Origin of the sequence: Acanthopleuribacter pedis (genome assembly GCF_017377855.1) — a bacterium.
Lineage (GTDB): Bacteria > Acidobacteriota > Holophagae > Acanthopleuribacterales > Acanthopleuribacteraceae > Acanthopleuribacter > Acanthopleuribacter pedis.
In genome coordinates this window covers 349,291-370,164 of the sequence record NZ_JAFREP010000001.1, presented here as the reverse complement: position 1 = coordinate 370,164, position 20,874 = coordinate 349,291, and the positions used below count along the sequence as shown (strand labels likewise).

Annotated in this window: 18 protein-coding genes; 14 read left to right on the top strand and 4 right to left on the bottom strand. The window is 57.8% G+C overall.

What is annotated here, in order from left to right; translation table 11 throughout:
- Positions 1-39: 39 nt before the first annotated feature.
- Positions 40-597 carry an NUDIX hydrolase gene (locus J3U88_RS01265; protein WP_279382447.1) on the bottom strand — a complete coding sequence of 186 codons (558 nt, stop codon included), beginning with the start codon at positions 595-597 and terminating at the stop codon, positions 40-42.
- Between the two features lie 150 nt (positions 598-747).
- Complete coding sequence (locus J3U88_RS01260; protein ID WP_207856304.1) at positions 748-1,980, bottom strand: adenosine deaminase family protein; 1,233 nt, start codon at positions 1,978-1,980, stop codon at positions 748-750.
- 371 nt (positions 1,981-2,351) lie between these two features.
- Between J3U88_RS01260 and J3U88_RS01255 the strand changes: the two genes are divergently transcribed.
- A complete protein-coding gene (locus J3U88_RS01255) occupies positions 2,352-3,509 on the top strand; it encodes an XRE family transcriptional regulator (protein WP_207856303.1) in 1,158 nt (385 codons plus the stop codon).
- 1 nt (position 3,510) lies between these two features.
- Positions 3,511-3,978, top strand: a complete 468-nt coding sequence (locus tag J3U88_RS01250) for a PIN domain-containing protein (RefSeq protein ID WP_207856302.1) — start codon at positions 3,511-3,513, stop codon at positions 3,976-3,978.
- 132 nt (positions 3,979-4,110) lie between these two features.
- On the opposite strand, the gene hrpB is transcribed toward J3U88_RS01250, so the two are convergent.
- Both hrpB and J3U88_RS01240 read right to left on the bottom strand, forming a co-directional pair.
- Positions 4,111-6,612, bottom strand: a complete 2,502-nt coding sequence (hrpB, locus tag J3U88_RS01245) for an ATP-dependent helicase HrpB (protein WP_207856301.1) — start codon at positions 6,610-6,612, stop codon at positions 4,111-4,113.
- 24 nt (positions 6,613-6,636) lie between these two features.
- Positions 6,637-7,509 (bottom strand): methyltransferase domain-containing protein, encoded by an 873-nt coding sequence (locus J3U88_RS01240; RefSeq protein ID WP_207856300.1) that lies wholly within the window; start codon positions 7,507-7,509, stop codon positions 6,637-6,639.
- 132 nt (positions 7,510-7,641) lie between these two features.
- Between J3U88_RS01240 and J3U88_RS01235 the strand changes: the two genes are divergently transcribed.
- The 12 genes from J3U88_RS01235 to thiD all read left to right on the top strand — a co-directional run bounded on the left by J3U88_RS01235 (position 7,642) and on the right by thiD (position 20,465).
- A complete protein-coding gene (locus J3U88_RS01235) occupies positions 7,642-8,631 on the top strand; it encodes a DUF3187 family protein (protein WP_207856299.1) in 990 nt (329 codons plus the stop codon).
- A 297-nt stretch (positions 8,632-8,928) separates the two neighbouring features.
- Positions 8,929-10,215 (top strand): glutamyl-tRNA reductase, encoded by a 1,287-nt coding sequence (gene hemA, locus J3U88_RS01230; protein ID WP_207856298.1) that lies wholly within the window; start codon positions 8,929-8,931, stop codon positions 10,213-10,215.
- Positions 10,212-11,090 (top strand): hydroxymethylbilane synthase, encoded by an 879-nt coding sequence (hemC, locus tag J3U88_RS01225; protein WP_207856297.1) that lies wholly within the window; start codon positions 10,212-10,214, stop codon positions 11,088-11,090. Before hemA ends, hemC begins: the two co-directional genes overlap by 4 nt.
- Positions 11,091-11,107: 17 nt before the next feature.
- A complete protein-coding gene (locus tag J3U88_RS01220) occupies positions 11,108-11,800 on the top strand; it encodes a uroporphyrinogen-III synthase (RefSeq protein ID WP_207856296.1) in 693 nt (230 codons plus the stop codon).
- 85 nt (positions 11,801-11,885) lie between these two features.
- Entirely contained in the window at positions 11,886-13,172 is a 1,287-nt protein-coding gene (hemL, locus tag J3U88_RS01215; protein ID WP_207856295.1) for a glutamate-1-semialdehyde 2,1-aminomutase, read from the top strand.
- A complete protein-coding gene (gene hemE / locus J3U88_RS01210) occupies positions 13,169-14,197 on the top strand; it encodes a uroporphyrinogen decarboxylase (protein ID WP_207856294.1) in 1,029 nt (342 codons plus the stop codon). Before hemL ends, hemE begins: the two co-directional genes overlap by 4 nt.
- A 14-nt stretch (positions 14,198-14,211) precedes the next feature.
- The gene (gene hemJ / locus J3U88_RS01205; protein ID WP_207856293.1) at positions 14,212-14,652 is read left to right on the top strand and encodes a protoporphyrinogen oxidase HemJ; all 441 of its coding nucleotides are present in this window, start codon (positions 14,212-14,214) and stop codon (positions 14,650-14,652) included.
- Positions 14,653-14,914: 262 nt separating this feature from the next.
- Positions 14,915-16,774, top strand: coding sequence for a phosphomethylpyrimidine synthase ThiC (gene thiC, locus J3U88_RS01200; protein ID WP_207856292.1), 1,860 nt, complete (start codon positions 14,915-14,917; stop codon positions 16,772-16,774).
- Between the two features lie 66 nt (positions 16,775-16,840).
- On the top strand, positions 16,841-17,917 hold the full coding sequence (gene thiO / locus J3U88_RS01195) for a glycine oxidase ThiO (RefSeq protein WP_207856291.1): 1,077 nt from the start codon (positions 16,841-16,843) through the stop codon (positions 17,915-17,917).
- Positions 17,918-17,984: 67 nt separating this feature from the next.
- Positions 17,985-18,188, top strand: a complete 204-nt coding sequence (gene thiS / locus J3U88_RS01190; RefSeq protein ID WP_207856290.1) for a sulfur carrier protein ThiS — start codon at positions 17,985-17,987, stop codon at positions 18,186-18,188.
- A 1-nt stretch (position 18,189) separates the two neighbouring features.
- Positions 18,190-18,975, top strand: coding sequence for a thiazole synthase (locus J3U88_RS01185; protein WP_207856289.1), 786 nt, complete (start codon positions 18,190-18,192; stop codon positions 18,973-18,975).
- Positions 18,972-20,465 (top strand): bifunctional hydroxymethylpyrimidine kinase/phosphomethylpyrimidine kinase, encoded by a 1,494-nt coding sequence (thiD, locus tag J3U88_RS01180; RefSeq protein WP_207856288.1) that lies wholly within the window; start codon positions 18,972-18,974, stop codon positions 20,463-20,465. Before J3U88_RS01185 ends, thiD begins: the two co-directional genes overlap by 4 nt.
- The last annotated feature ends 409 nt before the right edge of the window (positions 20,466-20,874 follow it).

Genomic DNA, 20,874 nt, shown 5'->3' with positions numbered 1-20,874 from the left:
CATCAAGCCATTCATTGTAAACCAAATCACCGGCAACACCTATTGCAGCGCCTCACGTAAATTGGCGGTGATCCTGCCGGTCACCCCCCAAACCAGACCTTCCTCGAAATCGAAATAATGGATGTGGTGGCGCTCATCCTTATTCCAAGGTCGGTAGGAATGGCGTTTTGGGTCGAAGAGTTGATGCATATCAACCTCTATCACGCGTTCGACTTCTTCCAGGTTGAGTTCCGGTTCAAAAGGTTCCACCATGGCGACAAAACACTCAATGTGAAAACCGCGCGGCGAGTAGGCGTCGGAGATGCGCCCCAACCGAGTGACGTCACGCGCCTCAAGGCCAATCTCCTCATGGGCCTCGCGCAAGGCGGCCTGCCATGGGGTTTCGCCCTCTTCAACCACGCCGCCGGGAAAACTGAACTGGCCGGCGTGGTGGCGTAGATGTTGACTGCGCAGGGTGTAGAGAATGGGGAACGCTTGTTTCTTGAGGATGGGGATCAAAACGGCGGCGCAACGCATGCCTTTCAGCAGCGGTCGTTCCTCATGTTCGTGGTCTTCAAGGACCTGCATCCGCTCAAAAAGCGCTTCAGAACAATACATCTTCACTTCCAACAATATGGTTCACGACCGAGACCCCCCTGATCAAGGTGTGTCGGTCCAATATTGGTTCAAAGTGGCTGACTGTCAACTCGACGCCGCCCGCCCTCACGCGACAACCGGCGCCTAAAGCACGTGTTTTAAGCGGATCGCCTAATATTCATTAACAGGTGCCACGTCGATTTTGTGTTTCTTTTCCATCTCGTGGTAGTAGTTAATGATTCGGCGCACAAAGATGCGTTTTTGTCGGTAATCACGAGGGAAGAATCCCCGCTTGAAACCGTAGACAATAATGCTCTTCAGATCGCGATTGGAAAGGCCGAAGTGGTCAACGGCCAGCTTGAGTTCCCGGGTGACGTTGGTGTGGCTGATCAATCGGTTGTCGGTACACAGGGTGGTCGACAGCTTGAGTTCCTTCATTTGACGGAAGGGGTGATCGGCGATGGAGGCCAAATTGGGGTCGGTATCCATGTTGGAGGAAAGGCAGACTTCGATGGTGAGGCGCGAATCGGCGATGTACTGACAGAGGTTGCGCACGTAAGCGGCGCGGTCCTCAATGCCGGGATGTTTGATGTAGTCCTCGTTGAGCAGATGGTAACCGTGGCCGATGCGGTCGGCGTGGAGCTTGGTGATCGCCTGGAAAATGGACTCGGGACCGTAGGCCTCACCGGCGTGGACGGTTTTTTTCATGAAATGCTGGTGAACGTAGTCAAAAGCTTCCTGGTGATCCTCGGCGGGATAGCCGTATTCAGCGCCTGCCAGGTCAAAGCCAACGATGGGCAAGCCGGTTTGATCGCGGATCGCGATGACCGCGCGCGCCAATTCCAGACTGGCCAGGCCGTAGAGTTGCCGTTGCGGCATGTACTGGTGGGCCTCGCTGATTTTTTGGTAGTAGGGGCTGAAGCCGCCGGTGAAAAACCGCATCGCGCAAGTAATCAGGCCGTATTCAAAAGGCGGCTCGTTGCTGTTCTCGTGCAAGAGGCGGTCGTTGAACTCGCGTTTGGCACGACGCATGCCCTTGTCCACCGCGGTAAGCACGTCTTCCAGGTTCATGTTCTCGTTCACACTCAACATGGGTGCAAAACGCACTTCCATGTAGCGAACCCCTTCATTGATATTGTCCCAGGCCAGTTCGTAGGACACGCGTTCCAAGGCCTCGGGGTCGCGCAAAACACCGCAGGTGTATTTGAAGCCGTGAAGGTACTCGTTGAGGTCGGCGTAACCGTCTTTAAAAACCAACTCGCGCAGGCCTTCCTCGGTGTAGGAGGGCAACTCGACCTTATACTGCTTGGCCATTTCGATCAGGCTGGGGATCCGCAGGGACCCGTCCAGGTGAACGTGGAGGTCGGTTTTGGGCAAATCTCGAATAAAAGCTTCAGTAATCATGGACACCTCGAATCGGCTTCGCGTCATTTGCATTGTTTTTCGGATGCATAGCTTAACGCAATTGGGATGGTTTGGGAAATGGACAGGCCAACTGATTTCGAGACACAAAGAAAAAGCCAGATTTGGGAAGGCTCCGGCCAAGCCCCCCCCCTCACCACAATTCACCAAACGAGACATCTTTTCTCTCCCCAGAGACTCAGAACCTCCCCAAAAATCCCTGCAAGACTTACATGGACTAACCGAACAAGCTGCTGAGCTGTAGCCGATAAATGAGCTGAAACCTCCCGACCCCAGACCCTAAGGTTCAGTTCTCTATTTTTGGTCGCCCTGTTTAAATGTTAAGATATCCAAAATCTTTTGGAGGCTAACCTTTGGGAGCAAAAATTACCGCAGTCAATGGGCAAGTCCTCGAATGGGCAAGAAAACGCTCCAACCTGTCGCTTGATCAGGTAGCAGAAAAGCTCTCAAAGGATAGCCAAGTCATTCTTTCATGGGAAGAGGAAAGGGATCATCCAACATATGCCCAACTGGAAAAAATCGCTTACAGCATTTACAAAGTCCCTCTGGCTGTTTTCTTTTTCCCCGACCCCCCAAAAGACAAAGACCCCAAAGTCGATTTCAGGCTAATACCAGAATCTGAGGTAGAAAGCTTTGAACCCGACACACTATTCAGTATCCGAGCAATGCAAGCTCGCCAGGAAAGCTTAAGAGAGTTAACTGAGGGGAAAAACCCATCAGAAAACCTACTCTCTAGAAAGGTAAAGCTATCCAAGAATAGCAACATTATAAAAGTTTGCAAAATGGTCCGTCAACATCTTGGCATAACTCTGGAAACCCAATCATCATGGCCAAATGTAACAACTGCATTAAAGAACTGGCGCCTTGCAATAGAATCATCAGGAATTTTCGTATTCAAAAGATCGCTCAAGCAAAAATCTATCAACGGATTTTGTCTCACCGACCATAACTTTCCGATAATATGCATCAATAACTCTACTTCAAAGAGCCGCCAGATTTTCACACTTTTTCATGAACTAGGCCACATTCTCTCCAGCTTTAACGGCTATACAAAAGACGACTTAAAATATATGGACCACCTTCAACAGGACGACTATGATACAGAGTTAGTCTGCAACCGTTTTGCCGCTGAATTTCTCGTCCCATCACATGAGTTCAAATTCTGTATGAAAGTCTATGATGGCTCAGAAGAAAGCGTCAAAAGCATTGCAAATACCTTCAATGTGAGCAGAGAAGTTATTTTCCGCAAGCTTCTTGACCACAACCAGATTGACAAGAATCAATACCAAGAGAAAAGAGAAAAATGGAACAGTGAATGGCACAACAGGACGAAAGGAAAAGGCGGCGGAGACTACTACAGAACACAGGCAACATACCTTGGAGACGCATTCCTCAGTCTGTGCTTTAAAAAATATTACTCAGGCCAAATCAATAAAAGCACTCTAGCTGACCACTTCGGTATTAAAGCAAGAAACTTAAGCAAGCTCGAAAACATCTTTCTGGGAGTTTAGATTGTATATTTTCGATTCAAACTCATTCAATGAAATGTCTAAAATATATCCCAGCCGCTTCCCCAGTTTTTGGACCAAGATCGATGAGTATATAAAGAACGGATCTATCATTTCAGTCAAAGAAGCTTACGAGGAAGTAACGAGAGGAGCAGACCAGGACGACTTCTTAGACTGGGTAAAAAACAACAAAGCTATTTTCCTGGCCCCCAGCCAACAAGAAACTTTCTTTGTCGTCGAGATCTTCGAGACTAAAAACTTCAGAGACATGGTACGAAAGAAGCAACTTTTTGAAGGCAAGCCGGTGGCTGATCCTTTCCTTATTGCATCCGCAAAGGTTAGAGAAGGAATAGTCGTAACAGAAGAAAGGTACAGAAAAAACTCAGCCAAAATACCTACTATCTGCGAACATTTCGGGATAAAAACTCTTAACCTAGAAGGGTTTATGACCCAAGAAAACTGGCTTTTCTAAAGTCGCTCCTAATCACAGCCATGAAGGGTCAAAAACATCAAATCCCACTTCTCGCTAACGGAATCAAACTAATATCATTTTCATAATTTTACTAAAATTTTAATAGACTACTAAGGCAATACGAAACATTTTTCACTTCTTCCTGGGGCGGACACCCCGTATCGCCTCCGCCTCCAGCGGGTTTTCCGGCCAATAGTGTTTGGCGTACCGGGCGCGCAACTCCTTGCGCACCTCGGCGTATCCACTGCGCCAGAAGTTGGCCAAATCCTCGGTGACCTGGACCGGGCGACGGCTGGGCGCGAGCAAGTGGCAAAGCACCGGGAGACGGCCGCGGGCGAGCCGCGGCGTCTGCTGGAGTCCGAACATTTCTTGGATGCGCGCGGCGAGAATCGGCCGGCCCGCCGGACCGAGCGCGGCCTCGTAGTCGACGGTGATGCGGCTACCGGAAGGCACGGTGAGTTTTTCCGGCAGTTCGCGATCCAACAGTTCGCGGGCGGACCAGGGAACCTGCTGCAGGAGCAGATCGTACCAATTGAGCTTGCGCAGATCGGCGAGCGAACGTTTGCCGAAACAATGGTCACGCAGCAGCGCTTGCAAACCGGGCGGGTCAACGGCGGGCCAATCGGTATCATCGGCAAGGTGTTGGTGGGCCAGTTGCAAGCGGCAAAGCAGGCGCTTGGCACGGTCGTCGGGCTGAAAGACCCGTTCCCAGTCGGCACCCGCCGCATCGGCCAATGCCTCGGCAACGGCGACATCATCGACCTTCACCCCTTCTTTTTCACCAACCAGAAAATCACCGACCCAGCGTTGCCGTTTTCCGACGACGGCTTGGCGCCGCGGATCGTAAACGGCAACAAGCCGGGTTTCCACCTCGAGATAAGCGTCGAGCCATGTGGCCGCGACAGGCACGATGCGACCGGCGCGGGCGCCGCCTTTGCCGTCGCGTAATTCGAGGGCTAAAAAGAGTTGGCCGACCTTAAGGTGATCATTGGGCAGGGTGACACCACGACCACCACCGCCCACGGCCGCGCCCGGCGCGGTGACACGGAACAAACGGTCGGGGTAACCCTGCAGGAGCCAGAGGGCGAGGTCCTCATCGCGCAAGTTTGCGCGCGCTTTTGCCCTCGGCCAGGTTTTTTTGGCCAGGCGTTCGAGCTGCCGCAACCCGCGTTGGGCCGTGCGGGCGCCGGGAAAAGGCGGTCGGCCGCGGGGATCCGCCAACCAAACCCGGAAATCCTCAACATGCTCGGGCAGACCGCGGTGATCTTCGCGCGGGAGCTCTGGGAGCACCGCACACAGGGCCAGCGCGTGCTCGAGCCCGCCGTGTTCGGCCGCGAAGGCCGCCATCGAGGCCAACCGCGGATGCAGCGGGAAGGCGGTCATGGTTCTGCCTTTTTCGGTGAGACGCCCGGCTGGATCGAGGGCGCCCAACATGTGCAGCACCTTCAGCGATTCATCCAGACTCGCCGCCGCGGGCGGCTCAAAAAAAGGGAAATCGGCCAAGTTGGGGCCGTGGAAGTCAATGATCGGCAACAGGTGATCGCATAAATCGACACGGTGGATTTCCGCGCGTTCCTCCGCTTCCAACAGGGCTTGCTGGGTTGGGTCCCAAAGACGAATCACCCGACCGGCGCGTTGACGACCGGCACGGCCGGCCCGCTGCACCGCGCTCGCCAGACTGATGCGTTTCATTTCGAGACGGTTCAGGCCGCGAAACACGTCGTAGGTCATTTGTTTGTGGTAACCGGCGTCGATGACGGCGCTGACACCGTAGATGGTGAGCGAGGTCTCGGCAACATTGGTGGCCAAAATGATGCGGCGCGGTCCGCCCGGCGCCAGCACGCGGTCCTGTTCCTCGCTGCTCAAAGACCCGTGCAAACAGGTTACCTCGGCGGGCCAAGCACCCTCGGCCAAAAAGCGGCGAACCCGTTCAATTTCCGGCACCCCCGGGAGAAACACCAGCACATGCCCGCCGTCGTCATTCACGGAAAACAGTTGCCGCAAAGCGTCGGCGACGCCCTCCCCAAACGCGTGGCGCTTGGGCAAAGGTAAGTAGCTGGTTTCAAGGGGAAACAGCCGCCCCTCCGCGCGCACAATCGGGCAGTCGCCCAAATAAGCGGCAATCGCCTCGCCGCGCAGGGTGGCCGACATCACCACAATCGTGAGGTCGTCGCGCAACTGCCGCAATTCGTGGAGGAAGGCGAGCAGGGTATCGGTGTGAATCGAGCGTTCGTGGAACTCATCGAGCACCACACAGGAAACGCCTTCGAGCAAAGAATCGCTGATAAACCGGCGCGTCAAAATGCCCTCGGTCACCACGGCCACACGCGTTTTGGCGGAAACCCGGCGCTCGAAGCGCACTTGGTAACCGACCAAATCACCGAGGTGACTGTCCAGTTGATCGGCAATGGCGCGCGCACAGGCGCGGGCGGCGACCCGTCGCGGTTGAAGCATCACGAGTTGGCCGTCGCCGAGCAACCCGGAACGGTACAGAAAAGGCGGCACGCGGGTGGTTTTCCCGCTGCCGGTGGGTGCTTCCAAAACCACGGCACGATGACGCCGCAAGGCCTCGGCCACTTGCGGCAGGACGGTTTCTACGGGCAGGACGGACCGGCCCGTTGCGCCGGCTTTCACCGGCACACCTCGGCAACCACGGGGCTAAACACGTTGCACCTTAAAGTAGCTGGTATAAGCCACCTTGGTCGCAACCCAGTAGGGGAAAAACCCCAGTTTGCCCAACAGCGTTTCGGGCAGATCGAAGGTTTTGGGTTCCATCAGTTCATGCACGATTTTAAAACCGCCGGCTTCGACCAAGGCCTTAAATTCTTCATGATCCCAATGGTAGGTATGGGGCGTATCAAAAAACAAAAAGCGTTTGATCCAAGAAGCAAAGGTGTGAACGTACAGGCGCAGGTAACCGTCCTTTTTGAGGACCCGATGGATTTCCGCCAGCACCCGCGGCGCATCGCTGACATGGTCAAGCACGTTCAGGCAAATCACTTGGTCCAGGGATTCATCTAAAAAAGGCATGCGTTCCGCGGGCAAACCGGCAATCGGCATCGGCCGCACATCGTCGCGACACTCGATCAACTTCTCGCGGGCATACACCTCGGCCAAGGGATCTAACCCAAAAGGCTGCATGCCCTTGGGGCGCACAAAATTCAGCACGGATACCGGACCGCAACCGACGTCGAGGGTGCGACCCGGCGCAAGCGGACCGCCGGTTTTTTCGACCACTTCCAGCCAGAAATCATAAAGCGACACGTCTTTGTAAAGCGTGTTTTGCCGCCAGGTGCGCCAGAACTGACTTTCGGCGCGCTGGGCCTTTTGCCAGCGTTTGGTAGCCACCGCGTCGGCATCGGCGGTCGCGGGATAATGGGCGCGGACGATGGGGTCGGCCGACGACAAGGTGCGAAAATCTTCCAGGGTTTTGCCGCCGCCGGGTTCGGCCAGAATACCGGCCTGCTGCCAGGGGGTTAGGCCGTCCCCCACATAAATAGGAAACGAGGATAAGAGTTCGGCGTTGTTCACGGTACCTGCTCCGTTCGAGGGGTCCCGGCCACAAAAACCGGTCCATTGGGCTGAACAGTATAACGAGAATTGATCCCCGTGTTAGCATGATCTTTTCCCCAACCTAGAACCCGGGCTGACAAAGGATCCCCCTTGAACCATCTGATTGTGTGCGCCTTAGTGTCGCTTCTGTTGCTCGTCCCAACCCCGCTCCCCGCCGGGGAACCACTGGGCCCGTTCCACATCCGCGAACGCAACCCGGTTTACCAACGGTTCCTCAGCCCGCGGGTCGACACCGCGGCGGTCCTGAGCGCGGGCACCTCGCGGTTCTCATTGGGCAACACCTACACCAACGTCTTCGAGCGCGAGAGCAACGAGGGTTTTGTACAAAACATTGATTTTGAGCTGTGGACCTTTCACCTGGAACGCGGCTACGGCTTCGGCAGAGGCTGGGAAATCAGCACGGAATGGCGTTACCACGAAACCCGCGGTGGCTTTTTGGACCATTTCATACAGGAATACCACGGCCTGCTCAACCTGCCCAACGACAACCGCGAGGATGTACCCAACAACACCTATTCCTTTTTCCTAGGGCCCAGCGTCGGCCCGGCCCTCATCGATTTCCGCGATCCGGTCGGCGGCTTCAGCGATCCGGTGATTACCCTCAAAAAACAGATTCGCAAAGGCCCGCGCCTCACGGTCGCGGCGAGCTTGCAAATCAAACCGCCCTGGGGCGCCGATAACTGGTCGAGCGGTGAAACAGACGCGGGCCTCAACCTGTTGGTCCAACGCCGCGGTCGCAAACACCACCTGCACCTGCAAGCGGCCTGGGTGAGCATCGGCCGCCCCGAGGCCTGGCGGGCCGTCCAAAACGGGGGTTTCCCCTTCCTTTCCGTCGCGCTGGAGCGCAACACGGGCGAAAAGTCGTCGCTCCTGGCCCAACTCGACTGGGGCGGCTCGCCATTTCAAAACACGGGTTTAGAGAACCTGGAGGATGATTCGGTGAATTTCACGGTAGGCTGGCGCCGTCACTGGGGCAAAGATTGGCAGGCGCAAATCTCCTTCGCGGAAGATCTAACCGGCGACGGGCCGGCGGTGGATTTCAGCCTCGACATCCAGATCGCCAAAAAGTTCAATTTTTAACGACAATTAGACCCCGAACAGACCACAAATAAACACCAAAATCAAGTCGCAAAAAATGTCAAATTTGGACAAAAGACAATTGGTATCGTTTTTATCCTATTTAAATCGGCGCCAAAGCTTTTGAAAGACACAAGCTAAATCTATTGCCTCAAGACACTTAACTCACCGTTTCGCGATGTGAACTTTTTGTGAACGACGTCAACAAGATTTAACGCCGGCTTTTGCGGCGCCACCCCTCCTTCTGGTGTAGATTAAGAACATCGCGCGGCCCAAGTCGCGCCCAACACGGTGGGAGCCATGAACGACGCATTACACATCATCGGAACAAGTTTCAAACGCACAGAACTCGAACGGGTTGCCAAGGTTCAATGGCAACAGCCGGCGCAAATTTCCCAATTCTTGACGGAAATTCGCGAAGCCCTGGCCATCGAAGAGATCTTCTTTTTGCAAACCTGTAATCGTCGTGAGTTTGTCATTTACGCCCCCGAAGCAGCCACGGCGGACGACACCGCTTTTTGTGCCGCCTTTTTGAACGCGGCCGCAACCTCCATGGACCACACCCTTTCCGTCGGCGATTTTTACCATTACCGCGACGCCGAGGCCGTCAAACACCTGTTCAAGGTGGCCGGCTCTTTGGACTCAATGGTGCTCGGCGAAACCGAAATCACCAAACAGATTAAGGACCAGGCCCGCAGCGCCAAGAAACACGGCCACCTGGGTTCACGCCTGAACATTTTGATCGACATGGCGCTGCGCGTTTCCAAACAGGTTCGCCACCAAACCAACATCACCAAAAACGTGGTGTCCATGGGTTCACTGGCCCACCGCAAAGCACGCGAACAAGTAAGTGGCAAAAGCAGCAAACGCTTGGTTTTCGTGGGTGCCGGCCACTTTATCACCAGCATTTTGCCCACCTTCGTTAAGTCCAAAGATTTTGAGCTCATTTTCGTGAACCGAACCCTGCCCACGGCACTGGCCGAAGAATACGAGGGCAGCGCAATCGCCCTTCGCGATTTCATCGCCGAACCGGTCCCCTTCGACGTGATGATCACGGCCACCGGTGCGCCCCACGCCCTGTTCAGCAAAAGCTGGTTCGAAAAACACAACCCCGAGGCGTTGGTGATGGACGCGGCCCTGCCCCGCGACGTGGACGTCGAAGCCGACACACTGCCCGGCATCAGCTACTTCGATTTGGCCCAAATGGAAGAGATCCTGGCCGCCAACCGCGCCGCCCGCCAGGCCGAAATCCCCAAGGCCGAACCGCTGTTTGTCGAAGGCCTCAAAAAAGTGGAGCAGGCTTGGTTGGACCTCGACCTCGCCAACTACAACAAGGCCATTTCCAATCACTTCCGCGAAACCGGCGAACGCGCGCTCAACCACCTGCTCAAAAGCAAGCAGGCCCAACTGGGCGACGAGTTGACCGAAGAATTGCAAGCCACGATCAACGTCCTGGTCAAGAAGTTGACCAATATCCCGATCCTCGGCCTGAAAGGGGTGGCCAAAGAATTGGGCCCCGAGGCGGTCGACGCCTATACCCGCCAGATTGCCGAGAAATCCCCACTCTTTAAATCGCAGGTATCATGATTAAAATCGGCACCCGCGGCAGTAAGCTCGCACTATGGCAAGCCAACTGGACGCAAGCACAACTTAAAGAAAACGGTTACGAAGCACAAATCGACATCATCCGCACCAAGGGCGACGTGGTTAAAGACCGCTTCGACAAAATGGAAGGCAAAGGTTTTTTTACCGCGGAAATCGAACACGCCCTGCTCAACGGCGATGTTGACCTGGCGGTTCACTGCCTCAAAGATCTGCCAACCCAATCACCGCCCGGTCTTAAAATCGTCGCCATCCCCGAACGGGAAGACGCCCGCGACTGCCTGGTCAGCAAAAAACCGCTCGGTAAAAACGCCGACGGCACCTTTAACCTCAACGGCTTAACCGTCGGCACCAGCTCCAATCGCCGCGTCGCCGGCCTCAAGGTTCACTCGCCCGAGGCTGAGTTTGTGCCCATCCGCGGCAACGTGCCCACCCGCATCCAGAAAATGGTCGACGGCGCCGCCGATGTGATCGTGCTGGCCCAAGCGGGTCTGAACCGTCTCGACATCCAACAAGACGATCTCCATTTCTACCCACTTTCAGTGGACGAACTGGTCCCGGCCCCGGCCCAGGGTGCCCTGGCGATGCAGGTTCGCGAGAATGAAACCCGCGCGCTCGATTTCCTTCACCACGCGCCCAGCGCCGCCGCCAGCGACGGCGAACGCCGCGTGCTCCGCGCCATGGAAGGCGGCTGCCAAATGCCGCTCGGCGTGTACATCGAGGCGGTGGACGGCGCATTTCAAATCCGCGTGTTCCGCGGCGCCCACGGGAATTCGGATGAACCCTTGCGTTTCCAACACCGCGCCGCGGACATCACCACCTTGGTCGACGAAACGCTCGAGGCGCTGAAACTCACCTAAACCAAGGACCGTGAAGCATGCAATTTCTCTTCACGCAACTTGATCCCGTCCCAATCGAGGTTCGCCAGGCCTTGCAGGCGAAAGGCTGGACCGTCGGGCACCTGCCGTTTCGCAAGGTGGTTTTCCAACCGCCGAGCGAACCGCCGGATTGGCCACACCACGAGGCGGTGGTCATTACCTCGAAACAAGCCGCCAAATGGTTCGCCGACCACGCGCCGCCCAACGCGCCGCCGGTCGCCGCCGTCGGCGCCGCCACCCACGCATTACTCGAGGCGGCGGACTGTTGGTTTCGCGACGCGCCACCGGCCAACGCGGACGAATTGGTCACCCGTTTGCGGCAACGAATCGGCACCCGCCCAACACGCCTGCTGTTCCTGTGCGGCAACAAAACCAAAGCGACCGTTCCCGACGCTTTCCCCGATGGAGAATGCACTTTATATAAGGTTTATGCGACCCGTAAACTTTCCAAAGTTTTTCCTCCCGTTGCCCCAAACAGCATGGTATATTTCCAGGCACCTACAACCGCGTTGGATTATTTCAGTTCCTTTCAAACGTCCCCACCCAGAGTCGCGGTTATCGGTCCGTCAACAGCAGCAACGGTTCGCCGGCTCGGATGGACCATTGATTTTCAGCCCAGCCGCCCAGAGACGGCCGCATTGATCCGAGAGTTGCCGGCTCCAGATCAGTTGGCCCTGAAAGCAAGAGAATAAACGGCAAAATTTCCGTTCGTTTCACGACGAACCCGGTCGGTACACGTCAACTCCCACACTTCTCGAAAGTCACGCAAGGACGATCATGAAAAACTCGCAAACACTTTATGACCAAGCGGTTAAAGTACTGCCCGCGGGTGTAAACTCACCCGTGCGCGCATTTCGCTCCGTCGGCGGAACCCCGATTTTCATGGAAAAAGGCGAAGGCACCTATTTATTCGACGCCGACGGCAACCGGTACCTCGATTTTTGCGGTTCCTGGGGTCCCCTGGTCCTGGGTCACCGTCATCCCGAGGTTCAAGCCGCCATCACCGAGGTGGTTGGACGCGGCTGGACCTTCGGAACCCCGGTCAAAGAAGAAGTCGCGCTGGCCCAACTGGTTGCCGATAAGCTGGATGCGGTCGAAATGATGCGTTTTGTGAACAGCGGAACGGAAGCGGTGATGTCGGCGATTCGGCTGGCCCGCGGCACCACCGGCCGTGACAAGATTTTGAAATTCCGCGGCTGCTACCACGGTCACGTGGATTATTTGCTGGTCGACGCGGGCAGCGGCTTGGCCACTTTCGGCACCGCCGCCTCGGCCGGGGTCCCGGACGCCTTTGCCGAACTCACCGCGCTTGCGCCACTTGACGACCTTGAGGGCCTGCAAAAACTGTTTGCCGAGATCGGCGAGCAAATCGCGGCCGTCGTCATTGAAGGCGTGCCCGCCAACAACGGTTTGCTCATCCAGAGCCACGAATACATCGCGGGCCTGCGCCGCTTGTGCGATCAATACGGCGCCTTGCTGATTTTCGACGAAGTGCTTGCCGGGTTCCGCATGCCGGAAGTCATGGCTTACGCCCATTACGGCGTCCAACCGGACTTGGTCTGCCTGGGCAAGGTCATCGGCGGCGGCATGCCGGTCGGTGCCTACGGCGGTCGCGCCGAGATCATGCACCACATCGCCCCACTCGGGAAGGTCTACCAGGCCGGCACCTTGTCGGGCAACCCGGTGGCCATGGCCGCGGGGTACGCAACCTTAAAAGCGTACTACGAGGCCGACGTACCCGCCGTGATCGAAAAGCTGGGTGCCTATCTGGACCCGCGCATGGAAGCCCTGTTGGCCGATGTGGCCGACCTCGGTTTCATTCGCCTGGGTTCCCTGTTCTGGTTCTACTTCAAACGGGCGCAAGCACCGCGCACGGCTGAAGCCATTGCCGCCGAAAGCGGCGAGATCTACGGAAAATTGCATCGTTTGATGTTGGACCGCGGCATTTATATGGCGCCGTCGTCCTACGAGGTCGGTTTCCTGAACGCCGCCATGACCACCACCGAGCTGGACATGCTGTTGGACGGGATAAAAGCCGCCGTTGAGGAGGGAATCGTTTCATGATTTTTATTGATGCCTGTTATCGAAAGCCCACGCCGCGCCCACCCATTTGGTTTATGCGCCAGGCCGGCCGTTATTTACCCGAGTACCGCGAGATCCGCGCCAAATATTCCTTTCTGGAAATGTGCGCCAACCCCGAGGTGGTCACCGAGGTGACGCTGCAACCGATTCGACGCTTCGACGTGGATGCCGCCATCATTTTCGCCGACATCTTGCTGCCGCTGATGCCGATGGGTCTGCAACTGCGTTTCGCCAAAGGCGAAGGCCCGGTCATCGACAACCCGGTCCGTACCGAGGCCGACGTGGCCGCCCTTGGCGAACCGGACTACAGCAAAGACTTAACCTACCTGGGCGAAGCGATTAGCATGACCCGCGCCAAGCTGGACCCGTCCAAAGCCCTGATCGGCTTTTGCGGCGCACCTTTTACACTGGCCTGTTACGCGATTCAAGGTCACGGTGGCTCCACGTTTGAATACGTGCGCCGCTGGATGTACGCCAATCCCGTCGCCTTCCGCGCGCTGATGAAACATTTCACGCTCAGCACGATTGAATACCTCAAAGCACAGGTCGCGGCCGGCGCCAACGCCATCCAAATTTTCGACAGCTGGGGCGGCGCGCTCTCCGCCTACGATTACCTGCAGTTCGTGTTCCCCTACATTAAAAAGATCCTCGAACGCACCAGCATGCTGGGTGTCCCGCGCATTTTGTTCATCAAAAACGCGGCCCACTACCGCAGCTTCCTGCGTACCTCGGAAGCGGATGTGATCGGCCTCGATTGGACCATGCCCTTGGCCGAATCGCGCCGCATCCTGGGCGAAGACTACGCCGTCCAGGGCAACCTCGATCCGATGATTTTGTTTGCCGACAAGGATTACGTCATTCGCCGCACCAAAGCCATGCTGGAGATTAACCACGGTCAATCCGGGTACATCGCCAACCTCGGCCACGGCATTCACAAGGAAACGCCGATTGAAAACGTGGCCGCTTTTGTGGAAACGGTGAAAAACTTCCGTCACGACGATCTGTAGCAACCGAGGCAATCATGTATTTGTCGCTCAAAGCCCTGCACCTGATCGCGATGGTGACCTGGTTCGCGGGTCTGTTTTACATGTTCCGCCTGTTCGTGTACCACACGGAAAACAAGGACGACGCCGGCTGCGTCACCATGCTCAAAACCATGGAGCGCAAGCTCTACAAAATCATCACCGTCCCCGGGATGGTGGCGACCTTTGTCTTTGGTTTCAGTATGCTGGCGATGCAGCCGCATTTGTTTAAGCAACCCTGGTTGCACATCAAACTGACGATGTTGTTGATGCTGGCGGGTTACACCGGTTTCGTTGGCAAAACCCGCCGCCGCTTCGAGAAAGACGATGTGTACCTCACCTCGAAACAGTGTCGTTTGCTCAACGAGGTGCCCACCCTGTTTTTGGTGGGGATCGTATTCACCGCGGTGTTCCGTTTTTATATGACCGGCTCGGGTTAAACAGACGCATTTAGCCCGTCGGATCGGGAATCCCTGGTGAGAAATGCGGGTTAATAGTGTTATGATCGGCCTTCTATCCGACCTGAGCCGAAGCCGCCCGGGTCATGACGCCCGACAACCGCACGCCAACGTTTGGCACCACCTCGCGCGATTGTCGCACGCCCGTTGTGACACGTTTTTCCCTTCCCCCCCGGGCACGGTCTAAAAAGGATACGCCGACCCGCGTCGGCCGGTATTGCCACTGATGTTAAGGAGCAGTTTGATGGCCAAAGACGAACATGCAGTCATTAGCCCGAACGCACGGATTACAAGAGAACCTTTCCCCGCGTCACGGAAAATTTATCAAGAAGGCACCCTTCACACCGATGTGCGTGTGCCAATGCGCGAAATCAGCCTGACCAACGGCGATACCTTTACGGTTTACGACACCTCCGGTCCCTACACCGACCCGACCGCCCAAATCGACCCAACCCAAGGTCTGGCACCCCTGCGCCACGCCTGGATCGACGCGCGCAACGATACCGAAACCTATACCGGCCGCTCCGTCCAACCCATCGACAACGGTTACTCGGCCACCGCCGGCAAGATCGCGACCGAACCCGGCCTGTTGCGCGAACCGCGCCGCGCCAAAGCGGGCGCCAACGTCACCCAAATGCACTACGCCCGCAAAGGCATTGTCACGCCGGAAATGGAATACATCGCCATTCGCGAGAACATCAAACGCCGCGAAATGAACGACTGGGTCAGCCGTGAGCGCGACAAACGCCTCGCCGGCAACCCCTTCGGCGCGCAAATCCCCGCCACGATCACACCCGAATTCGTGCGGGACGAGGTCGCCCAGGGCCGCGCCATCATCCCCGCCAACATCAACCACCCCGAAATCGAACCCATGATCATCGGCCGTAACTTCCTGGTGAAGGTCAACGCCAACATCGGTAACTCGGCGGTGACCAGTTCCATCGAGGAAGAGGTGGAAAAAATGGTGTGGGCTACCCGCTGGGGTGCCGATACCGTGATGGACCTCTCCACCGGCAAGAACATCCACACGACCCGTGATTACATCATCCGCAACGCCTCCGTTCCCATCGGCACCGTCCCCATTTACCAAGCACTCGAAAAAGTCGGCGGCGTGCCCGAGGAACTGACCTGGGAACTTTACCGCGACACCCTGATAGAACAAGCCGAGCAAGGCGTCGATTACTTCACCATCCACGCCGGCGTGCTCCTGCGTTACGTGCCCCACACCCAGCACCGCATTACCGGTATTGTTTCGCGCGGCGGTTCCATCCTCGCCAAGTGGTGCATGGCCCATCACAAAGAAAACTTCCTCTACACCCACTTCGAAGAGATCTGCGAGATCATGAAAGCCTACGACGTGAGCTTCTCACTCGGTGACGGCTTGCGACCCGGCGCCCTTGCCGACGCCAACGACCGCGCCCAGTTCGGCGAGTTGGAAACCTTGGGTGAGCTCACCAAAATCGCTTGGAAACACGACGTTCAGGTCATGATTGAAGGACCCGGCCACGTGCCGATGCACCTCATCAAAGAGAACATGGAAAAAGAGTTGCGCGACTGTCACGAGGCGCCGTTCTACACGCTCGGCCCGCTGACCACCGACATCGCGCCTGGTTACGACCACATCACCTCCGGCATCGGCGCCGCCATGATCGGCTGGTACGGGACCGCCATGTTGTGTTATGTCACCCCCAAGGAACACCTGGGCCTGCCCAACCGCGACGACGTTAAAACCGGTATCGTCACCTACAAAATCGCGGCGCACGCGGCAGACGTCGCCAAGGGGCACCCCTCCGCGCGCGCCTGGGACGACGAACTCAGTAAGGCCCGTTTCGAGTTCCGTTGGGAAGATCAATTCAACCTGGCGCTGGACCCGGAAACGGCACGTTCCTACCACGACGAAACCCTGCCCAAGGATTCCTCGAAGGTGGCGCATTTCTGTTCGATGTGCGGCCCCAAGTTCTGTTCGATGAAAATCACCCAAGAGGTTCGCGACTACGCGCGCGACAACAACCTCGTCGAGGAACAAGCCCTGGACGACGGCATGCAGAAAAAAGCCAAAGAGTTTCGCGAGAGCGGCTCCGAGGTCTACGTTCCCGTCAAGTAACCACCCCATCGCCACGCGTTCGCCTCGCGGACGCGTGGACAGGGTTCCCTTCATGAGGAGGCCTGCTTGACCAGGTCGCTAGGAATCGCGGGCGCGGGTCTGATCGGCCGCATGATCGCCTTGGCGATGCAACGCGCGGGCCACACGGTGACCCTGTTTGATCGCGACAGCCGCGCCGGTCACGACAGTTGTTCGTGGGTCGGTGCCGGCATGCTCACGCCTTTGGCCGAGCTGGAAAAAGCCGAACCCATCATCACCGAACTCGGTTTGGCCTCTCTCAAAGCCTGGCCCCTATGGCTGGCCGGCTTACCCGAACCGGTTTATTTCCAGAGCAGTGGAAGCCTGGTCGTCGCCCACCAGCAAGATCACCGTGAACTAGAAGCGTTCCGGGCACAGGTCACCCGGAAAAACACCACCGCGGCACAACTCCACCGCCTGGACCGCCGCGCTTTGGCCGAGCTGGAACCCGAGCTGGCACCCCGCTTCAACGGTGCCTGTTTCCTCGAGCCGGAAGGTCAATTGGAACCGCGCATGTTGTTGCCGGCCCTGGCCGCGGCACTGGATGCGGCCGAGGTCGTTTGGCACGAAAAGGTCGCGGTGACGGCGGTGGCACCGGGATGCATTCAAACCGCGCAAGCCGGCTACCACTTCGATCAGGTTGTCGATTGCCGCGGCCTGGGCGCACGCGCGCAATGGCCGCACCTGCGCGGTGTTCGCGGTGAAGTCGTTCGCCTGTACGCACCCGAGGTCCAAATCGGCCGGCCGATCCGCCTAATGCACCCTCGCTACCCGATTTACATCAGCCCACGTCCCAACCAACAGGTCGTCATCGGCGCCACCCAAATTGAAAGCGACGCCCGTGGGCCCGTCACCGTCCGTTCCGCGCTGGAACTGCTGTCGGCCGCCTTCAGCCTGCATCCCGGTTTTGCCGAGGCCGAAATACTGGAGACCGCCGCCCAGTGTCGCCCCGCCCTGCCGGACAACCTACCCGCCTTACAGGTCGGCGCCGGCCTGTTGCGCGTCAACGGTCTGTACCGCCACGGTTACTTAATCGCCCCCGCCGTCACCGCCGCTTGCGTCGCGGTTTTATCGGGCGAACCCCAACCTTACCCCACCTTGTTGCAAAGCGACGATGCGCCCTGATTCGGTTGGCACCAGCGCGATTTCGTCCTATGATGTCCTGCAAAAAGCACCCCCTGGAGGTCGGCACATGATTGAACTCACACTAAACGGCGAGGCCGGTCAACTGGCGAAGCCCATGCGCCTGGACGAGTTCCTCGCGGACCGCGGCTTCCATGGTCGCGGCTTTGCCGTCGCCCTCGACGGTGATTTTGTCCCGCGTAGCCGTTACGCCGACGTCACCTTACGCGGCGGTGAATCGCTGGAAGTCCTTTCACCCATGCAGGGAGGCTAAAATGTGGCACGAACCCGAATGCCGGAACTTGAGCCGGCTGCTGATCGGTACCGCGCTGTACCCCTCACCCGATATCATGCGCCAAGCCATCGAAGCCTCGCGCGCCGATGTGCTCACCGTCTCGTTACGCCGTCAAAACCCCGCCGACGGCGGCGGCGAGCAGTTCTGGGACTATATTAAAGATCTCGGCAAACGCATTTTGCCCAATACCGCGGGCTGCAAGTCCGTCAAAGAAGCCGTCACCACCGCGCAAATGGCGCGCGAACTGTTCGACACCAACTGGATCAAACTGGAAGTGATCGGCGACGACTACAACCTGCAACCGGACCCCATCGGCCTGCTGGAAGCCACCGAGGAACTGATCCGCCAAGATTTCGAGGTATTCCCCTACACCACCGACGACCTGGTGCTGTGTACGCGTTTGGCCGAGGCCGGCTGCCGCACGGTGATGCCTTGGGCCTCCCCGATCGGATCCGGCCAAGGCTTGCTTAACCCGTTTAATCTGACCATGATCCGCGCTCGCCTACCCGAGGTAAGTTTGATCGTGGACGCCGGCATCGGCCGCCCCTCCGACGCCGTCCGCGCCCTCGAAATGGGTTACGACGGTGTCTTGATCAACAGCGCCGTCGCCTTGGCCCAGGATCCCGTCGCCATGGCGCGCGCCTTCGCCGGCGCCGTCGAATCGGGCCGTTTGGCCTACGAGGCCGGCGTGATGCCCAAACGCGATTTCGCCAGCCCCAGCACCCCCACCCTGGGCACCCCTTTCTGGCATGGAGCCAACTCATGAGCCAACACCCCGCCGAGGGCGGCACATCCAAGAAGCAACCGCACCCGATTTGTTGGACCATTGCCGGTTCCGATTCGGGCGGCGGCGCCGGCATTCAAGCCGACATCAAAACCTTCAACGCGCTGGGCACCCACGGCTGTAGCGTGATCACCGCCTTAACCGCGCAAAACACCGCCGGTGTTTCGGCCATTTCGGTGACCGACCCGGACATGATCGACGCCCAACTGCGCGCGCTCAAAAACGACCTCATGCCGCGGGCGGTAAAAATCGGCATGCTCGCCGACCGCAACACCATCCTCGCCGTCCATCGTCACCTTGGCGACCTCGACGTACCCGTGGTCATCGACCCCGTCATGGTCGCCACCAGCGGCGACGTGTTGCTGCAATCGGATGCGATCCAAAGCCTGCGTGAATTGCTGATTCCGCGCGCCACCGTGCTCACCCCCAACCTGCCCGAGGCGGAAACCCTGCTGGGCCGCACGCTTAAAAACACGGAAGACATCGAAAGCGCCGGCCGCGATTTGCTGGCACTGGGTTCCCAATCCGTTTGGATCAAAGGCGGCCACGGCTCCGGCGCGACCGCCCAAGACTACTGGACCGACGGCACCCAATCCCTGTGGCTCACCAGTGAACGGCATCCCCAAGGCAACAACCACGGCTCAGGCTGCACTCTGTCCTCGGCCCTCGCCGCCGCCCTTGCCCTTGGCTACGAAATCCGCGATGCGCTGGTCATTGCCAAGGCCTTTGTCGGCCAATCGATTCGCTTGGCTCAGCCACTGGGCGCGGGCAGCGCACCGGTCCACCAGGGCGGCTGGCCGGAGTTTGAAGGCGACCTCCCCTGGCTGACGGCCACGGCCGAGGAAGGCAACAACCGCCTCCGCTTCCCAGACTGCGGCCCCGACCGCCTCGGCTTTTACCCCATTGTTGATTCCTGCGCCTGGCTGGAACGCCTGCTCCCGCTCGGCGTCAAAACCTGCCAGTTACGCGTCAAAGCGCTGCGCGGTCAAGCCCTGGTCCACGAAATTCGCCGTGCGGTCCAAATCGCACGCCAAAGTTCCTGTCGCCTATTCATCAATGATTACTGGCAAATCGCCATCGACGAGGGTGCCTACGGCGTACACCTCGGCCAGGAAGATTTGCAAACAGCCGACCTTGCCGCGATTGCCCAGGCCGGCCTGCGTCTGGGCGTCAGCACCCACTGTTATTGGGAGGTCGCCCGCGCCCTCGCCCTGCGGCCTTCTTACATGGCCGTCGGTCCGATTTTCACCACCCAAACCAAAGACATGCGTTTCGCCCCACAAGGCATTGAGGCGTTGCGCCGCTGGCGCCGCAGCTTGTCTTACCCGCTGGTGGCCATTGGCGGCATCAAAAAACACCACATCGCCACCTTGCTCTCGGCGGGTGCGGATTCACTGGCCGTGATCACGGCCGTCACCGAGGCCGAGGACCCCGAGGCGGAAACGCGCCACTGGCTCCAACGCGTCCACTAGCCCGCATTTCTCACAAATAGTTGTGGGGTTTTTGCTTGGTTCCCCCTGGTTACTAATTTAATCCCTAAGTCGCTCTATTTAATGCCCTTCAGGATAATGTAAAGGTGGCCGCGGTGGCGATTTGCTTCCGTGGTTTCCCCTGGTTTAGCTCGTTCGTGTCGCATATGTCGCAACTTCGACACGAATCAAAACAAGCGAGGTCACCTTTACATGAAGAAACAAGCAAGCACCCAACAACGCGAATTCAAGTTTACCCAAGCGAAGCTCGTCGGCCTACCCTTCACCGAACGCGGTCAAATCGTCTACCGTGACACGCTCGTCAAAGGTCTAAAGCTCCGCGTCGGAACCAAGAGCAACTACTTTTTTGAATCTCGGGTCAAAGACGCTAGCGGCGCCAAATCCAGCCAAC

Bases quoted from the DNA above. Each gene is read 5' to 3' on its own strand.
- J3U88_RS01265 (WP_279382447.1), bottom strand. From the start codon at position 597: ATGTATTGTTCTGAAGCGCTTTTTGAGCGGATGCAGGTCCTTGAAGAC.
- J3U88_RS01260 (WP_207856304.1), bottom strand. From the start codon at position 1,980: ATGATTACTGAAGCTTTTATTCGAGATTTGCCCAAAACCGACCTCCAC.
- hemA (WP_207856298.1), top strand. From the start codon at position 8,929: ATGAACGACGCATTACACATCATCGGAACAAGTTTCAAACGCACAGAA.
- hemC (WP_207856297.1), top strand. From the start codon at position 10,212: ATGATTAAAATCGGCACCCGCGGCAGTAAGCTCGCACTATGGCAAGCC.
- J3U88_RS01220 (WP_207856296.1), top strand. From the start codon at position 11,108: ATGCAATTTCTCTTCACGCAACTTGATCCCGTCCCAATCGAGGTTCGC.
- hemL (WP_207856295.1), top strand. From the start codon at position 11,886: ATGAAAAACTCGCAAACACTTTATGACCAAGCGGTTAAAGTACTGCCC.
- hemE (WP_207856294.1), top strand. From the start codon at position 13,169: ATGATTTTTATTGATGCCTGTTATCGAAAGCCCACGCCGCGCCCACCC.
- hemJ (WP_207856293.1), top strand. From the start codon at position 14,212: ATGTATTTGTCGCTCAAAGCCCTGCACCTGATCGCGATGGTGACCTGG.
- thiC (WP_207856292.1), top strand. From the start codon at position 14,915: ATGGCCAAAGACGAACATGCAGTCATTAGCCCGAACGCACGGATTACA.
- thiS (WP_207856290.1), top strand. From the start codon at position 17,985: ATGATTGAACTCACACTAAACGGCGAGGCCGGTCAACTGGCGAAGCCC.
- J3U88_RS01185 (WP_207856289.1), top strand. From the start codon at position 18,190: ATGTGGCACGAACCCGAATGCCGGAACTTGAGCCGGCTGCTGATCGGT.
- thiD (WP_207856288.1), top strand. From the start codon at position 18,972: ATGAGCCAACACCCCGCCGAGGGCGGCACATCCAAGAAGCAACCGCAC.